14 protein-coding genes are annotated in these 16,902 nt (G+C 63.4%); 7 read left to right on the forward strand and 7 right to left on the reverse strand.

Going from position 1 to position 16,902, the window contains the following annotated elements; translation table 11 throughout:
• Positions 1 to 9: 9 nt before the first annotated feature.
• The 5 genes from QAZ22_RS14835 to argE all read right to left on the reverse strand — a co-directional run bounded on the left by QAZ22_RS14835 (position 10) and on the right by argE (position 5,109).
• On the reverse strand, positions 10 to 1,053 hold the full coding sequence (locus QAZ22_RS14835) for a tartrate dehydrogenase (RefSeq protein ID WP_278207511.1): 1,044 nt from the start codon (positions 1,051 to 1,053) through the stop codon (positions 10 to 12).
• Between the two features lie 10 nt (positions 1,054 to 1,063).
• The gene (locus QAZ22_RS14840; protein WP_278207512.1) at positions 1,064 to 2,527 is read right to left on the reverse strand and encodes an aldehyde dehydrogenase family protein; all 1,464 of its coding nucleotides are present in this window, start codon (positions 2,525 to 2,527) and stop codon (positions 1,064 to 1,066) included.
• Between the two features lie 144 nt (positions 2,528 to 2,671).
• Positions 2,672 to 3,025 carry a cupin domain-containing protein gene (locus QAZ22_RS14845; RefSeq protein ID WP_278207513.1) on the reverse strand — a complete coding sequence of 118 codons (354 nt, stop codon included), beginning with the start codon at positions 3,023 to 3,025 and terminating at the stop codon, positions 2,672 to 2,674.
• A gap of 22 nt (positions 3,026 to 3,047) precedes the next feature.
• Positions 3,048 to 3,971: a glyoxylate/hydroxypyruvate reductase A gene (locus tag QAZ22_RS14850; protein ID WP_278207515.1), complete on the reverse strand. Its 924-nt coding sequence runs from the start codon at positions 3,969 to 3,971 to the stop codon at positions 3,048 to 3,050.
• A 13-nt stretch (positions 3,972 to 3,984) separates the two neighbouring features.
• Complete coding sequence (gene argE / locus QAZ22_RS14855) at positions 3,985 to 5,109, reverse strand: acetylornithine deacetylase (RefSeq protein WP_278207516.1); 1,125 nt, start codon at positions 5,107 to 5,109, stop codon at positions 3,985 to 3,987.
• A 268-nt stretch (positions 5,110 to 5,377) separates the two neighbouring features.
• Between argE and QAZ22_RS14860 the strand changes: the two genes are divergently transcribed.
• Entirely contained in the window at positions 5,378 to 6,235 is an 858-nt protein-coding gene (locus tag QAZ22_RS14860; protein WP_278207850.1) for a GNAT family N-acetyltransferase, read from the forward strand.
• 619 nt (positions 6,236 to 6,854) lie between these two features.
• On the opposite strand, the gene QAZ22_RS14865 is transcribed toward QAZ22_RS14860, so the two are convergent.
• Positions 6,855 to 7,076 (reverse strand): hypothetical protein, encoded by a 222-nt coding sequence (locus tag QAZ22_RS14865; RefSeq protein WP_278207518.1) that lies wholly within the window; start codon positions 7,074 to 7,076, stop codon positions 6,855 to 6,857.
• Between the two features lie 27 nt (positions 7,077 to 7,103).
• A complete protein-coding gene (locus tag QAZ22_RS14870; protein ID WP_278207520.1) occupies positions 7,104 to 7,535 on the reverse strand; it encodes a hypothetical protein in 432 nt (143 codons plus the stop codon).
• 838 nt (positions 7,536 to 8,373) lie between these two features.
• On the opposite strand from QAZ22_RS14870, the gene QAZ22_RS14875 reads away from it, so the two are divergent.
• The 6 genes from QAZ22_RS14875 to QAZ22_RS14900 all read left to right on the forward strand — a co-directional run bounded on the left by QAZ22_RS14875 (position 8,374) and on the right by QAZ22_RS14900 (position 16,022).
• Positions 8,374 to 9,444: a helix-turn-helix transcriptional regulator gene (locus tag QAZ22_RS14875; protein WP_278207521.1), complete on the forward strand. Its 1,071-nt coding sequence runs from the start codon at positions 8,374 to 8,376 to the stop codon at positions 9,442 to 9,444.
• Positions 9,445 to 10,019: 575 nt separating this feature from the next.
• A complete protein-coding gene (locus QAZ22_RS14880) occupies positions 10,020 to 11,087 on the forward strand; it encodes an OmpA family protein (protein WP_278207523.1) in 1,068 nt (355 codons plus the stop codon).
• 215 nt (positions 11,088 to 11,302) lie between these two features.
• Positions 11,303 to 12,220: a hypothetical protein gene (locus QAZ22_RS14885; RefSeq protein ID WP_278207525.1), complete on the forward strand. Its 918-nt coding sequence runs from the start codon at positions 11,303 to 11,305 to the stop codon at positions 12,218 to 12,220.
• Positions 12,221 to 12,281: 61 nt separating this feature from the next.
• Entirely contained in the window at positions 12,282 to 13,868 is a 1,587-nt protein-coding gene (locus QAZ22_RS14890) for a PAN domain-containing protein (protein ID WP_278207526.1), read from the forward strand.
• 12 nt (positions 13,869 to 13,880) lie between these two features.
• The gene (locus QAZ22_RS14895) at positions 13,881 to 14,477 is read left to right on the forward strand and encodes a hypothetical protein (RefSeq protein ID WP_278207527.1); all 597 of its coding nucleotides are present in this window, start codon (positions 13,881 to 13,883) and stop codon (positions 14,475 to 14,477) included.
• A 105-nt stretch (positions 14,478 to 14,582) separates the two neighbouring features.
• Positions 14,583 to 16,022: a hypothetical protein gene (locus tag QAZ22_RS14900; RefSeq protein WP_278207528.1), complete on the forward strand. Its 1,440-nt coding sequence runs from the start codon at positions 14,583 to 14,585 to the stop codon at positions 16,020 to 16,022.
• Positions 16,023 to 16,902: the final 880 nt, after the last annotated feature.

The raw sequence follows: 16,902 nt of genomic DNA on the forward strand, positions 1-16,902 counted from the left end.
ACCCTGCATTCAGTTGAGCGCCGAGATGACGGCGGCGGTGATGGCGTCCGTGCTGTCCTTGCCGGCAATGGTTCCAAGGCCTCGAGCGGTTGTCGACTCGATCGCTTTCATGACGCGGCCGGCTGCGTCTCTTTCGCCCAAGTGGTCGAGCATCATCGCGCCCGACCAGATGGCGGCGATCGGATTGGCGATGCCGAGATGGGCGATGTCGGGCGCGGAGCCGTGCACCGGCTCGAACATGGACGGTGCCGAACGGTCCGGGTTGATGTTGGCGGAGGCGGCGTAGCCGAGCCCGCCCTGGATCGCCGCGCCGATGTCCGTCAGTATGTCGCCGAACAGGTTGGAAGCGACGACCACATCAAGGCTCTGCGGTTCCATGATCATGCGCGCCGCGAGCGCATCGACGTGATAGCTGGTCACTGCGATATCCGGATAATCCGCAGCCAACTTTCGCGTGATCTCGTCCCAGAAGACCATCGAATATTTCTGCGCGTTGGACTTGGTGACGGAGGCAAGCTTGCCTCGCCGCGCTCGCGCCTGCTCGAAACCGAAGCGCAGGATGCGCTCGACGCCGGCGCGGGTGAAGATCGAGGTTTCCACCGCGACCTCGTCCAGCGTGCCTTGGTGAACGCGCCCGCCGGCGCCGGAATATTCGCCTTCGGTGTTCTCGCGGATGCACAGGATATCGAAGCTTTCGGCTCTGAGGGGACTCGTCACGCCCGGCAGCAGGCGGTGCGGCCGGATGTTGGCGTATTGCACGAACGCCTTGCGGATCGGCAGCAGCAGGCCGTGGAGCGAGACGGAATCCGGCACTTCCGCCGGCCAGCCGACGGCGCCGAGAAGTATGGCGTCGAAGCTCCGCAAGGTCTCGATACCGTCCTGCGGCATCATGTGGCCGGTCTCCTTGAAGAAGCGGCAGGACCAGAGGAATTCGGTTCCCGTCAAGCCAAAGCCGCAATGTTTGGCTGCCGTTTCCAGCACCGTCCAAGCGGCGGAGGTGACATCACGGCCGATGCCGTCACCAGGGATAAGGGCGATCGAATAGGTTTTCATCGGCGTCTCTTCAGAGGCTGATCAGGACGCTCTTGGTCCTGCGGTTGGCGAGATAGGCTTCGCGGCCAAGGTCCTTGCCGATGCCGGAGCGCTTATAGCCGCCGGTCGGCAGGATGTGGTCGCGCGAGCGGCTGTACCGGTTGACCCAGACGGTGCCCGCTTCGAGCTTACGCGCGAAACGGATCGTGCGCGACAGGTCGGAGGTGAACAGGCCGGAGGCCAGTCCGTAGGTCGGGTGACTGGACAGCGAAAGCGCCTCGTCCTCGGTCTCGAAGCTCTGGACGGTCAGGACCGGACCGAAGATCTCCTCGACGATCGCCGGATTGTTTTGATCGACATTGGCAATCAGTGTCGGCTGGTAGAAATAGCCGGGAGCATCCATGGCGGCGCCCCCGGTCAGGCATTCGCCGCCGGCCCCAACTGCGGCCAGCACGATGCCATCGACACGTGCCCGCTGCCGTTCCGAGATGATCGGCGAATAGTGGGTCGTCTCGTCCCATGTCGGCCCTGGCCGCACCGCCTTCATCTTTTCCAGGATTGCGGCCGCCAGCCTGTCGGCCACGCTCTTCTCGACGATCAGGCGCGTGCTGGCCACGCAGGCCTGGCCGGCGTTGAAGGTGACGCTGCTGGCGATTGCCGTTGCCGCCTTGTCGAGATCGGCATCGGCAAAGACGAGCTGAGGACTCTTGCCGCCCAGCTCCAGCGTCATCGGCTTGACGCCGGTGCGGGCGACGTTCTCCATGATGGACGAGCCGGCGCGGGTCGAGCCGGTGAAGCTGACCTTGGCGATCTCGGTATGGCCGGTCAGCGCCGTGCCCGTGGTCTCACCATCGCCGAGCACCACGTTGATCAGTCCAGCGGGCAGTCCTGCTCTGAAGGCGAGCTGCGCCATGTAGATAGCGGAAAACGGTGTCATCTCCGATGGCTTCAGCACAACCGCATTGCCAGCGGCCAGCGCCGGGCCGAGCTTCCATCCCGCCATCGAGATCGGAAAGTTCCAGGGGGTGATGGCGCCGACCACGCCATAGGGTTCGCTCACGATCATGCCGAGACTGGCGTCGTCGGTCGGCACCAGTTCGCTGCCTTCCTTGTCGGCGAACTCGGCGAAGAAGCGGATCTGCTCGGCGGTCACGGCGATGTCACCGGCAACCACCTGACCAACAGGCCGGGTCGAGCACAGTGCCTCGATCCGGGCCAGCGTTTCGGCTTCCGCCTCGATCAGGTCGGCCCAAGCGTGAAGCGCTTTTGTGCGCTCGCGCGGGCGAACGCCGCCCCAGTTGCTGGCCTTCAGCGCGCCCTTGGCGCTTTCCACCGCACGGTCGACCATGTCGACGCTGGCCACGGGGCAGGCGGTATATGCCTTGCCGTCCGAAGGGCGGCGCATTTCGATCCCGCCCTCGGCCGAGATCAGTTCACCGCCGACGAAGTGGCCGACGGGAAGGGGAATCGTGTCCGGATCGAAACTCAAGCTCATGGGCGACCACCCTCCAGCATCGACCCTAGCCTAGCGTGTGCTGACACGCAGCATGCGTTGTTCGGCGACACGCCACCGACGAATCTTGCGTGCTGGCCGCGAGGGGCGGCAAAATCTGTTGCGGTGGCTGGAAGCTAAGTGTCATCAACCGACCGTGACGTAGATCTTGCGCACCGTTTCGATGGTCTTCCAGACCCCGGTGAAGCCCGGCTTCATCACGAAGCTGTCGCCGGCGCGGTAGGTCACCGCCTCGCCGGCGTCGGGCGTGATCTCGACCACGCCGGAGAGGATGTGGCAAAACTCGAAAGTCTCCCCCTTGACCGAGCGCGTCTCGCCCGGCGTCGCCTCCCAGACGCCGGTATGGACGAGGTCGCCCTTGGCAACGTCCTGCGCCCAGGTCTTGAAGGCGGGGTCGCCGGCAATCAGCCGCTCGGGCAGCGCCTTGGATTCGCGCGGCTGGAAGGCCGGGTTGATGTCGACGGTTTTAAGCAGGGACAATGGATGACCTTTCCGTTGGAGCTCAATAGCCGCGCGACCGGTCGACGAGGCCGATGGGATCGAGCCCGGCGCGGTGACGCTTGATGTTGTCGATGACGGCCTGCGCGGCAGTCACGGGCTGGGTGACGCTGGCGACATGCGGGGTCAGGACGAGCTTCGGATGCGACCAGAACGTATGTCCCGCGGGCAACGGTTCGGGATCGGTCACGTCGATCATTGCGGCCGAGAGGTGACCGCTGTCGAGCGCGGCGACAAGCGCTTGGTGGTCGAGCTGCGGTCCTCGGCCGGTGTGAACGAGCGCCGCCCCTCCGGGCAGTTTCGCGAACAGGTCGGCATTCAGAAATCCGCGCGTCTCCTCGGTCAGCGGCAAAAGGCAGACCAGTATGTTGCTGGCCGCGACCAGCTGCTCCAGCCCAAGCTCGCCATGATGGCAGGTCACGCCCTCGATCCGCCGCGGCGAGCGGCTCCAGCCGGCGAGCGGGAAGCCGAAGGGCTTCAGCCGGTCGAGAACAGCCTGCCCGAGCTGCCCCAGGCCGAGCACGCCGATCCGGCGAGAGCCGGCCTGGGGCTGCGGGATATCGCGCCATTGTCCGGCGCGCTGTTGCGCCAAATAGCCCGGCAGGTTGCGGTGGAGCGCAAGCACGGCCAGCGTGACGTATTCCTGCATCATGCGCACGATGCCTTCCTCGACCATGCGCACGATCTTCACCGTAGCAGGCACCGCGTCGAAGCGGAACTGATCGACGCCGGCGCCGATGGAAAACAGGATTTCCAGGTTCCGGTAGCGGGCGAGATTATCCGGTACGGTCCAGGTGATCAGATAGCGCACCGCGTCGGCATCGACTGTCGCGCCGTCCATCGCGAAGGGGAGGTCCGGCAACTCTTTGGCAAACGCGTCGGCAAAGACCGCTCCGCGTCGCGCATCGGAGTTGAACAGGAATGTCATTCCGGTTGCTCCTTCAAGCAGCGCAGCGCGCGCCCAGCGCTTCGATCATCCGCCGACAGGCGGCGAGCTCGCTGGCGAGGATATATTCGTCCGGCTTGTGAGCGCGGCCGATATTACCGGGGCCGCAGATGATCGCATCGAAGCCGGCGGCCTGGTAGAGCCCGGCCTCGGTGCCGTAGCTGACGGCGGCGAGCGGCGCTTCACCCGTCAGTTCGCGCAGCAATGCCGCAAGTGCCGCGTCATGCGACAGCGACAGCGCCGGATAGGCGCTGATCGGCGTCCACTCGACCCGAAAGCCGTCGGCCGCAAGGGGCTCGGCCTTCGCCTTGACGGGCGCGAGCAAGCTGGTCGGGTCGACGCCGGGTATGGCGCGCGCCTCCATCTCCAACGTGCAGGTGGCGGGGATGATGTTGACCGACTGTCCGCCCGCGATCACGCCCGCCTGTAGAGAGGAGTAGGCTGGTTCAAATGCTGTGTCGAACGGACCATGCGTCAGCCGTTCCGCTTCGCTGACGGCCGAGCTCAGCACATCGGCCATGGCGTGGATCGCGTTGAGCCCAAGGTCGGGCCGCGAGGAATGGCCAGAGCGCCCGTGGATAGTCACGCGGGCGGCCGCCTTGCCCTTGTGGCCGCGCACGGCGCGCATGCCACTCGGCTCGCCGACGATGACGCCGAGAGGCCTTGCGCAAAGCTCGGGGAGGCGGGCGATCAGGTGCGGCACGCCGCGGCACCCGATCTCCTCATCATAGGAGAAGGCGAGGTGGATCGGTCTGGCGAGGCGCAGACCGGCCAGGTGCGGCACAGCTGCGAGCGTGGCGGCAAGGAACCCCTTCATGTCCGTGGTACCGCGCCCATAGAGCCGCTCACCCTCCCGGCGCAGCGTGAAAGGAGCCGAGCTCCATTGCGGCTCGCCGGCGGGAACGACGTCCATGTGGCCGGACAGGACGTAGCCTGGGACATCGGCCGGACCGATCGTCGCGAAAAGATTGAAACGGTCGCCTTCCGGTCCTGGGAACAGGGTGACCTTCGCTCCTTCTTCGGCAAGATGTGCCTCGATCCAGCCGGCGATGTCACCGTTCGCCCTGCCGGCGACCGATGGAAAGGCGACGAGACAGTCGAGGATGTCGAAGACGTTCATTCCAGCCCTCAAGGCATCTAAGGTTCGCCGGCATCGATGCCGCTGCTGGTGAATTTCCCTAGAGGATGCATACGTTCCTTCGCGATTGCATGCCGAAAGCGGAAGTGTTTCAGTTGAATCTTGCGTTGGTGCTCGACTTTCGAGCAAATCGTATCGGTCTGGTTGTTTAGCGTTGGCAGGGCAGGGGCGGCGTGTGTCACCCGTTGCGCAATCTTTCAGAGGCAAGGAATTGAGGCCGTCCGAAAGCTTGAAAATCGATGCCTTCTCGATGCGCATCGCCGACATCGAAGACATCGAACTCGACCGCTTGCATGCGCACTCGCTGTCCGTGGGTTGGCCACATCGGGCCGAAGATTGGCAGTTCCTGCGCGAATCGGGGCACGGTTTCGTGGCGCTCGATGAGATCGGCCGTGTTCTCGGTTCGGCAATGTGGTTCGAGCATGGTCCCGGCTTCGCAACCATCGGCATGGTCATCACCTCGCCTCGGCTTCAGACGTTAGGGGCGGCGCAATGGCTGATGAAGCGGGTCTTCGACAAGATCCCTGGGCGCGACCTGCGTCTCAACGCTACCCGCGCTGCGCGGCGTCTCTATCTCTCGCTCGATTTCCAGCCGGAGAAGGCGGTCTACCAATGCCAGGGCATAGCCCGCATGCCTACCACCGGCAGTTCGGCGGAGGCGCGCGGCGACATCCGGACTTTGGACGCAGGCGATGTTACGGCAGCGATCGCGCTCGACGCGGCGGGCTTTGGCGTGAGGCGGTCGGCGCTCATTGAAAAACTCTTCGCGCATTCGGCCGGTTATGGGGTTTTCGACGGAAACAAGCTGACCGCTTTCGCGCTCTGCCGCCCGTTCGGGCGTGGTCATGTCGTGGGGCCGGTCGTGGCCGAAAGCGATGCTGATGCCGTAGCAATTGTCCGGCCGCACATAGCCGACCATTCAGGATCTTTCCTCAGGGTCGACACCCATATGGACAATGGAGAGTTCGCCGCCTTCCTGTCGCACGCCGGAATGCCGGTCTTTGACACGGTGCTGACCATGTCGCTGGGCAAACGCTTCGCCGATTTTTCCAACGGTGGCTCGGCCAGGCCGAGGACCTATGCCCTGGCTAGCCAAACTCTCGGTTAGTTCGGTGTTCTCGCCGACAAAGAAGAGCCGGCCTCAGGCTAGAACCCGCCCAGTCCGGTTTCGGCCCCCATATTGGTCATCCGTGAGGCTGCGGTGCGCTCGAGATGGCACCCGTTGGATTAGTCTCTGAGCTAATGATCGCCTCGTTCAGTGTCTTTTGGTTCGCCAGGCCATCCTAGAGAATACGAAGGAAACGGGTTGGCGAACCAGCCGCTAACGTATTGTTTTCCCGTAGAAAACGACGACCTTCAGCGACTAACATAATCGTTATTTGCCAACGGGTTATGAAGCGGTTCGCCAAAGTTGATTCAAGAAGTTGATCGAGCCACTCAACGACCGCATCCTTTGGCGCCGCCTAGTTCCAGACCCAAAGCGGACACGTCGGGGCGAGGCGGCCGAGGTCGCCGGACGCCGAGGCGACCGCCTAGCTACTGGTCAACATGTTCGAGAGCGGCCGGAGAACGGAAGAAGAGCTGCTTGAGGCGGTTCAGACTACGCAGGCCTACCGCCGGGCGAGCTAGGCGGCACCCCCCCGGCTCACCGCGTCCCGCCGACTTTCGGTGAGCAGCTAGGCTTCGTGACGTCATGGGCAGCTGGCAGCGCCGGTGCTGAGAGGAACTCACGTCTTTATGCTCGGCGCTGGAGGGAACTCTTGGGGCTGAAAACTGAGCCGCTCCACCGTGGCAACAATCGCGACCGACAGCGCCTCGGCTTCGTCGAGGAGCCTCGGGCCGTAATGCCCGTTCACCTGCTCCTCGCTCATCAGCACGCCCGGCGGGCAGTGCTCCTCGATCGTCGCTCGGATCATGCGCAGCGCGGCCCGGCACTCGGTGATATCCATCGTTTCCATGATGAACAAACATTCGCTTTAGCTAAAATGTTCCGCGGCAGCCTGGAACCGTTTGGAGCCGGCGAGTTTCGACAATGAGCGGCTCATCTCCCCTGGGCCGCTCAGCTTGTAGTCCACCAATTTCAGCCCGTCGCTTGTGTCATTTGGCGACGGGCTTTTTCTATCAGGTGGATGTCTTCCGCTTCGGCGCGACATGGCTGGTGACCAAGCGCACAGCACTGCGCTTGACCGTAATCCGAGATCCTTGCCGCCGACAGTCACGGTATCCTCGTCGAGACGGACGACTTCGCCGGCCAGTTCGATCTTCTGCCCGCTGCTTATATTGCCAGGAAACCACGATGAGCGCTTCGACTGAACCCGGTTGCTACCTAAGTGCTCGACATGGGCAACGTTCTCTGGCGTCAGATCAAACGCGGCGACCTGCCCGGATCTTGAATCTGTGACCTTCATTATGAGCCTGACGCTCCAGTTCTCACTTTCATCCTCTCTGGCGCGCCAGTTGGCCTACAAAGCCGATCCATAACGGTTGACTGTTGGCTCGTATGCCACCTGGTATTCAAGCCTCGACGGCCTCGACCACGCACAAGCTTAGACTGCGACATTCGCGAAGTGCGATTGTCATGTTGTCATGCGGTGCGCTCGCGCGTTCGCGGACCGGAAATCATGACCCGAAGTCGCCCTTCGTCAGCCGCGAAGTGAATGGCAGCTTTGCGCCTGTCGGCCGTAGAGACCAGCCTTGCCATATCCCGAAGGCAGACGTTGTGGGCATGACGCTGGAGGTCGAGGTTGCGCGTTCTATGCCTGCTCGCGCACCGTCATATCATTCGGTCGATCCCGAAGCGGCGCCCCGTCGCACGGATTCCCGACCCAGAACAGGTCGCCCGTCCGGAAAGGGCATGACGTTGCGACGCGGGAACACCGCGCTAACTTCGCCATTGCAGCTTCTCTTTGACCTCGAAACCAGTTGGCCACTTGGCCGGGCTACGGAACTCGATTCCATAACGGCCCGCAAGTTTCGCTACTTCCGAGCGCCTAGCTAAGAAAGACAAGGACAGCGGGAATATCTGGCTGCGGAAGTCTTCGGAGTTTCGATGATGGGACGAAGGGGAGGAACCGGACCTAAGCGTGCGCTTTCCAAGCGCACCAGATCATTGTCGCTACTCCAAACAGACCTAGTGCCGCTTTGCGTCATTCCTTGGAGTTTTCAGGTATTTTTCGCTATGCTGCTGATGCATGACGCAGTACGCGCCCGCAAGGGCGAGAAGCAGGCTGTGTAAGACGAGTGCGAATGCTCACAGAAATTGTCGATGCGCTTTATGAAGCAGCGTTCATAGCGGAAAAATGGCCCTCTGTGCTCGAGCAGATCACCAATGCGTCGGCTTCGAAAGGCGGTGCTCTCTTTGTCTTCGCGGATGGCGCGCCCGTTCGCGGAAAGGCCGTTGCATGGCTCCAGGAACTGATGAACGAATTCCTTGAGGATGAGAGCCTGCGCCTGTCCACTGCCGCTGCGCGTATGGGCACCGTTCGGCCCTCGAGCTTTGTGGATGTAGACAGATTCATGACGGCCGACGAGGTGCGGGATGATCCGATACGCGTTCGGTTGCGCGCGCGTGGCCTGGGCGTGAATGCCTGCGCGGCCATCCCGATGCCCACCGGTGAGATGGCGATGTTCGTTTTCCAGCGCGGGCTGGGCGAAGGGGGCTACGACGAGCGCCGACTTGAAGTTCTTGACCGGATGAGGCCTGACATGGCGCGCGCCACACTCGCGGCCGCGCGGCTCGGCCTTGCGCAGGCGCGCGGCGCCGTCGACGCCTTGGCCAACATCGGGCTTCCGGCCGCCGTTCTCGCCGCCAATGGGCGTGTCCGGGCGACCAACAGCCTGTTCGATCGCGAGAAGTCGATTTTCCTGCCTACGGCGTTTGGCGGCGTCGCCGTTGCCCATTCTGAGAGCAACCGTCTGTTCCAGGCTGCGCTGCAGGCGAAGCGTGGCGAACTCCTCCCGCGGTCCATCCCTGTGCCGGGCACACCGTCGGCGGTAGTGCATGTGCTTCCGCTCGAACGCAGCGCGCATGACCTTTTCGACGGAGGTGATCTGCTCGTCGTCGCGACGGCAATCTCGGCAAGCGCCCTCGTCCCGTCCCCGACCATCTTGACGGGCCTGTTCGACCTGACGCCTGCCGAGGTAAATCTTGTGACCGCGTTGGCCAAGGGACATAGCCTCAAGGCGGCGGCAGCCGAAGCAGGCCTGCAATTCTCGACTGTGCGCACCTACCTCAACCGCGTTTTCCGCAAGACCGGTACAAACCAGCAAAGCCAGTTGGTTGCCCTCCTGAAGTCGGCGCACCCCCTTCCGCGCTGACCGGGGCTCCCAAGGGGCCACCCTTCGAACGCAGCCCGTCACCCTTCCTATCATCATATGATGATAGGCGACCCACGGTTTTCGCGGCAGTTTCATCTGCGGCGCCTGATGCTATCCCGCTTACGAGAGCGACGCCGCAATTCGTCTGCCGAGGGATGGCCCATCGGCAAGGGGCATGATGATGCTTGGAAGCGTTGTCCGTGGTTCACAATCTTTTGAGAGCCTGCTGAGCCGGGACGAAACTACCGTGCTTGGCGGCGAGCAGGTGGCCATCCTCGCGACCTGCAAGAGAACGCCCAATACGCTAGCATGTTCGACTGGACGATCCCCGCCGGGCAATCGCGTCGAAACGCGCAGATTGAGATCGAACGCGCCCAAATTCATGGCGCCAATATCCGGCATACAATCATTCAATTTCCCCGAGTCAGATCACAGCCCTAGCAATGGGAGCGGCGCTACAGCTGCTTCGATCGAATGTCTCCGCTGCGCGCCGTGTTCGCGGTTCCGGTCGCGGGGCTTGTCAGCGCAGCAGTCCACCAATCCCGTTTGTCTTGAGGTATAAGACGATGAGAACCATGGCCAGCACGAAGGGGATCGGCGCCATCGCCGTGCTGCTGATCGTTGGCGGACTGGGCATGGCGCTGCCTGCCCGGGCGGCGGACGTGGAAGGCAGTTCCGATCACCCGCTGGTCGGACGCTACGACGGCTCCGAGATCGTCGGCTACGACGTCACGGAATACGATGAGGCAAACCTCGTCGAAGGTCCTTTCTCGCCGACGAGCACCAATGGCGGCACCGGCTTCAAGACGGTCGAGGGCCACATCACGCTCATCTACTACGCGCTGCCGCAAGGCCGTTCGACGCTCGAGGTGCTCCGCAACTACGAGGATAGCCTGAAGTCAAAGGGCTTCTCGGAGGTCTTCACCTGCGCCACCAAGAACGGGTCCTGCTTCGAATCCGGTCAGCCGGAGGGTGGATATCTGCTCGGCCAGGCCGTCGGCGATCCGCTCAGTCTGCCAAAACTTTCGGACGATTACGTGCACAACTGGTTCCAGCAAGGTGGGCGCTATCTTCTCGCCCGGCTCGACCGCCCGGAGGGCGCGGTCTACGCGGCTCTCTATCTTGGCGAAAGCAGCAGCGGCAACGTCGCCGTCGTCCGGGTCGTCGAGACGAAGGAGATGGAAACCGGCAAGATCCGGGTGGTCACTGCAAAGGAGATCGGCTCGGCGCTCTCCGACACCGGAAAGATTGCGATCTATGGGATATTGTTCGACTTCGACAAGGACGTCATCAAGCCCGAGTCCAAGCCGACGCTCGACGAGATCGCGCAGCTACTGACGTCGGAGCCAGACCTGAAGCTGCGTGTCGTCGGCCACACCGACGACCAGGGCGGCGCGGACTACAACCTCGATCTGTCCCGACGGCGCGCTGCCAGCGTCGTTGCGGCGCTCGTCTCCCAATATGGCATCGCCGCCGATCGCCTCGCATCGGATGGCGCCGGCATGACGGAGCCGGTCGCCTCCAACGATACCGAAGAAGGACGCGCCAAAAACCGCCGCGTCGAACTACAGCGGGACGACCTGAGTGGTGGTGCGCCTGGCGGAAGCGGAGGCGCTCGAGCCAGTTCCGGCGATGCTGGTTAGGCAGGACAAGGCACGTGGCAACAGACGAGAAGGACCGTCAAATGGCTACCAAAGAATGCCGGACCGGGGCCGGCGGGTTCCAGTTCATTCTCTTGAGCATAGCTGCCCTGCTCGGTTTGAGCTGGCCGGCTTTAGCTGCCTCGGAAGTTCGCGAGATCGCGCCGATCGGCGCGTCGGGTCCTAAGCGGATTTATCTGCCGTCGCTAAAGAGCGAGATGGAGGCGCTCGTCGAGGCCGCGCAAAACGGCGGCATTTTCCTGAGCCACGGGTCGGTCCAGGGCAATGCCATCCAGATCAACAAGGTCGATAGCTTGAATGTCGACTTCGTGCCAGGGTCGGGCACAAGCACCGGCCACAAGCTCAAGACATTCAGGCCGGTCGGCGGCGGCGATGCCCCACCGGTGGACGAGACCGGGGGAGGCGGCACGCCTGAGACACCGGCGGATATGGGTGGCATGCCGCCGATGCAGCAGGCAGAAGGCACTTGCGGTAGTGGCAATGCAGTGGCGACGGTGGTGATCAACCAGCCGGGCCTCGACAAACTGAACGTGCGCAGCGGCCCTGGCGGCCAGGTGATCGGCACCGTGGCGGAAGGCGACACGGTGTCCGTCATCGGCCCGTGCGGCGCGATTAGCGGGGCGGCCGGCATCACCAAGCGGAAGACGCAGCAAGGCGGCGGAGGTGGCGGCGCCGGTGGCTGGTGCCAGATCAGCGCGCCGGTGCACGGTTGCGTCTCTGCCCAGTTTCTTGCGTTTGGCGGCGGTGACGTTGGCCAACCCGGCGGTGCGGCCGGGATCGTGAGGTCGAAGGGCAAGCACCAGGCATCGGCGTCTGCGACGGCGAGCTTCGGCGGAAGCTGGAGCGCCATTGCCGACAACGTCGCCTACAGCCTCTCGCTGAAGCAGAAGGGCAACAGCGTCTCCGGCAACTACCAGGGCTCCGACGGCAGCGCCGGAACGATAAGCGGCAAGATGAACGGCAATCTCCTGCGCTTCTCGTGGGTGCAGCGCGACGGCACCAAAGGGAGCGGCAAGTTCATGCTCGCCGACGACGGCCGGTCGTTCGACGGCAGCTACAGCTTCGGCAGCAATCCCGATGCTGTCGAGGGAAGCTGGAGCGGGACCCGGCAATGATCGCGGGGATCTGATGTTTTCGTCGGACGCAGCTTCAACACGTACCCGCAGGAGTTGGGCCATGTCTTTCGGGCGGATGGCGCGCCGCTTCTGCGGGCTTCTCACGATATTGATGCTGATGTCTCTTCCCCAGCCGGACCCGGCGCATGCCAGCGACTGCACCTCTTTCTCAGGCGTCTGCGTGGATGAGCGCCTGACGTTCAACGGAAACTCCCGCATCCTCGAGATCACCCTGTGGCCAGATGGAAATACTGACGTCTTTAACGTAATCGTGCCCGGACAACCCCAGACGGAATGGAAAACGGGTTCAGTTCTAAGGCTAGCGGTTCAGCCGGATGGCACGGTGACCTATTCGGCACAGGGTTGCTTCGGCGGCAAATATGGACTCTCGTCGAGTTGCGGGAATTGGCGCCAGGTCACGCGGCGATTCCCGCCGCTCGTTACTGCCAATACCGGCAGAAACAGGGGAGACTCGACCTTATCAACTGCCGAAACGGGTGTCGATCGACCGGGCCACGATTACGACCGGTTCGATTTGGAGGCCACAATCGCAGGCTTCGGATCCTGCAAGTCGGCGTGCGAGTCCGACGCGAACTGCAAGGCTTGGACTTACGTCAAGGCGGGCATTCAAGGTCCGAAAGCAATATGCTGGCTGAAATCGGCTGTGCCACCGCCAACGCCGAACGGCTGTTGCGTCTCGGGTGCGAAGGCGCAGACAGCCTCGGCACCTCAGCCACCGCCGGAGAAGCCCATCAAGCACACCGGCAGGGGCAACGCGTGTGTCGCCTACGGCGATCGCATGTCAGCCATTGCCGGCGAGGCGCGCGGTCTTGGCTGCAAATTCGTCCAGATCGCCCCTTGGAACAATCCCCACGACTATTGGCTGCTGCGATGCGTGGCGCATTCCGGTGACGGTGTCGCCGATTCCGAGGAGGCCAGGTTCAAGCAGCGATTGAATGACTGTAAGAGCGGCGGTGGAGATAGCGCCGCCGCGGCAGATGGGGGTGGTGACCGGGCCGACAACTCCTGCGGCGGTGGGACGGCGACGGTGGTGATCAACCAGCCGGGGCTGGACAAGCTCAACGTGCGCAATGGTCCCGACGGCCAGGTGACCGGCACGGTTCCGGAAGGCCAGGCTGTGTCGGTGACCGGTCCGTGCGGCGGGACAGGCGGCGCTGCAGGTATCATCGCAAACAAGCCAAGCGGCGGCGATGGCTGGTGCCGGATCAGCGCGCCGGTGTCCGGCTGCGTCTCAGCCCGGTTTCTGAAGTTCGGCGGCGGGGCAGCCGGCTTTGCCAAGAGCGCGGCTGGATTCGCCAAGCCGAAAGAAAAGCAGGCATCGGCGTCTGCAGCGGCCGGCTTCGGCGGAAGCTGGAGCGCCAATGCCGACAACGTCGCCTACGACCTCTCGCTGCAGCAGAACGGCAACGGCGTCTCCGGCCGCTACCGGGGCGATGACGGCAGCGCCGGGCAGATCAACGGCAAGGTGAGCGGCAACGTGCTGCGCTTCTCCTGGGTCCAGAAGGACGGCACCCGAGGCAGCGGCAAGTTCACGCTCGCCGCTGACGGCCAGTCGTTCGCGGGCAGCTACAATTTCGGCAACAACCCCGACGCCGTGGAGGGCTCCTGGAATGGGACGCGGCAATAGGCAAGGGAGCGCATGATCGTGACGGTTAACACCATCAGTCGATTCCTGCCGCCATTGGCAATGTTTGGCGTTCTCCTGCTGCCGGACGAGACGCTCGCCGCCGCCCTCAAGCTCACATGTGGGCGCGCCGATGTCATGAACCCTAAGTGGAGTCTGCCGATGACGTTTGCGTACGCAGGCGGCGACGCCGGCCCGGTTACGGTCAGCGGGCCTTTCGGCGACTTTTCGATCGCTGTTAAGCGCTCCTCCACGTCAATCCAGGGTGAGGCCGGCGAGGCCCTCGACGGCACCGCCAATGTCCGCGTCAAGCTGCCAACTCTCGCCGATCTTGAAGCATGCATCGAGCAAATCCGCGATCCGGCGTCGAAGCCGGACGACAAGGACGCGTTCCTCAACGCGCGCGACGCGTGCCTGCAGAAGCTCGATCCGGCGCCGGGAGGCGCCGATGTCGTGGCGGGACTGAGGATCGGGTTGCTCGCCGACGAGGGCGATTCGAGCGGCGAGGACGGCTTTGTGGATCTCAGGCTCAGATACGAGGGGGAAAGTCGGGCGCCGGACGGGGCGATGACCGTCGAGCCTCTTCCAGCCCAATGCCTTTTGGAAAAGTGACGCCATCTGGGGAAGAGGCGAAGAGGGGAGCTTCGCCCCACGACACATGGCTGGATTTCCGCTGCGGTTATCAACACAACAATTCAACCGATCTTGGAGTGCATCATGCCTCTCATGTCAGTTCTGCGGACATCGGTCGTCGGTCTTGTGATCATGTCATGCGCAGTAATCGCCACCTCGGCGTCCGCTCGCGACCGTCCGGGAACGCCGACAGACCCGCAAATATATGGAGGGTTGGGGCTTGGCATTACCGTGATATGGAAAAATACGGCGGGAACCGTTTTTACAATCGGCGGAGTGCGTCCCGAATTGGTCGGCTTCGAAGTTGAGATGACCAAAAATGGTAACAAGTATGCGCCACGGAGGTCGGCATTACCTCGGGAGGTTGGAGCCAATTGGAACGCTTACTCCTTCGATTACCACACGACGCCCAACCAGCTGCCGACCAGCCCAATCAACATGGTCGGCTTCAAGATCGAAGATGTAGAGCCAAATACCACATACTGTTTCAGAGTCAGGGCACGAAGGAAATCCGACCAGGTTGTTTCGGCGAATTGGTCGGGCACATCCTGTGTCACTACGGGGACACCGCCGCCGCCGCCGGAGAAGCCCATCAAGCATACCTGCCGGGCCGGGGATCAGGGAGCGTGCTCGACTTCGTCTGGCGAAATCCCGTGGGGGACAGTTTGCGTTCGTTATGCGATGGCAGCCGTTAAGGCCGAGAAGGAAAACAGCAGTCGCGGCTGTGGTGGCACCGGCTCACGATGGACTTCGAGCGGGGAGGATCACGTCAAGTGGTGCATGAGTCACAAGGACGACATGCGGCTTCTGGACATGGAAGCCAAGGCGCGATCCGATGTGCTGGCCGCTTGTGGCAGCGGCACCGGCAATGCAGGTGGCGGTGGTGACCAGACCGGCGGCTCCTGCGGCGGGGGGACAGCGACGGTGGTGATCAACCAGCCGGGGCTGGACAAGCTCAACGTGCGCAATGGTCCCGATGGCCAGGTGACCGGCACGGTCCCGGAAGGCCAGGCTGTGTCGGTGACCGGTCCGTGCGGCGGGACAGGCGGCGCTGCAGGTATCATCGCAAACAAGCCAAGCGGCGGCGATGGCTGGTGCCGGATCAGCGCGCCGGTGTCCGGCTGCGTCTCAGCCCGGTTTCTGAAGTTCGGCGGCGGGGCAGCCGGCTTTGCCAAGAGCGCGGCTGGATTCGCCAAGCCGAAAGAAAAGCAGGCATCGGCGTCTGCAGCGGCCGGCTTCGGCGGAAGCTGGAGCGCCAATGCCGACAACGTCGCCTACGACCTCTCGCTGCAGCAGAACGGCAACGGCGTCTCCGGCCGCTACCGGGGCGATGACGGCAGCGCCGGGCAGATCAACGGCAAGGTGAGCGGCAACGTGCTGCGCTTCTCCTGGGTCCAGAAGGACGGCACCCGAGGCAGCGGCAAGTTCACGCTCGCCGCTGACGGCCAGTCGTTCGCAGGCAGCTACAATTTTGGCAACAACCCCGACGCGGTCGAGGGCAACTGGAACGGAACGCGGCAGTAGCCGCATTGCAAGCGAGGTCGAAATCATGAGAACGCTTCAAGCAATCGCAGTGATGCTCTGCATCGGTCCGCTCGCGAGTTCACCCGCCCTGGCCAGCAGTTATGATGGGAGCCGCAATGACGACCAGGCGACAATTGCTGCTGCCTCGTTGCCGGGACTGGTACCGGCCGGATCGACGGCGGCGAGCGCCGTTCGGGCGATCGAGGTGGCGTGGGACTGCCCGCCAGGCTATGTTGCCGGCCGGTACTATCGTTCTTGCGTGCCGGATCGCCGATTGCCGAATCCGACGTTGACACCGAACGCGGAGCAATTGCCCAGCGCAGTGCAACGCAGGACTTTCACGTGCTCTGAAGCCGGTCTGATGCCCGGCGGAGACGCCGGCGCTGTCAATGGAGAGAAGTGCCTGTCGTCCGGGGTTCCACTCCCGGACAGGCAGCGCGTTCGCACTTTCTTGCACCGACGATGGCTTCGGGGAAATGGCACCGGCATAAGCAGTGCCCGGCAATGACTGGCGCGAAAGCGTCGTCGGGGAGCGCCGGCCGCGTTCCTAAGTCGAGTTCCCTTTTCACAGCTAGCGCGCCGCGATCCCTTCGCGGCCTGGCGGAGTCTCTGGACGGAGAAATTCCAAATGTCATCCCTGAAAGTCGCTCGGCCGCTCCCGGCAGTCCTGTTTGCTATCGCGCTCGTCACCGCCGGGGAGGCGGTCGCGGCCGAGGGGCCGTACAGCACCCCGGTGATACGAGCCGCCACCTTCGGCTGCACGTTCAGCAACGGCCAGTTGATCTGCGGCACCCTCGAGAAGCACAGGCGTACCGACGGGCAGCAGGGTGGTAATGAGGGTGACGGAACCGAACGTGAGCCGCCCTGCCTTCCTGGAGGC

It is taken from the genome of Mesorhizobium sp. WSM4906 (genome assembly GCF_029674625.1).
Classification (GTDB): Bacteria; Pseudomonadota; Alphaproteobacteria; order Rhizobiales; family Rhizobiaceae; genus Mesorhizobium.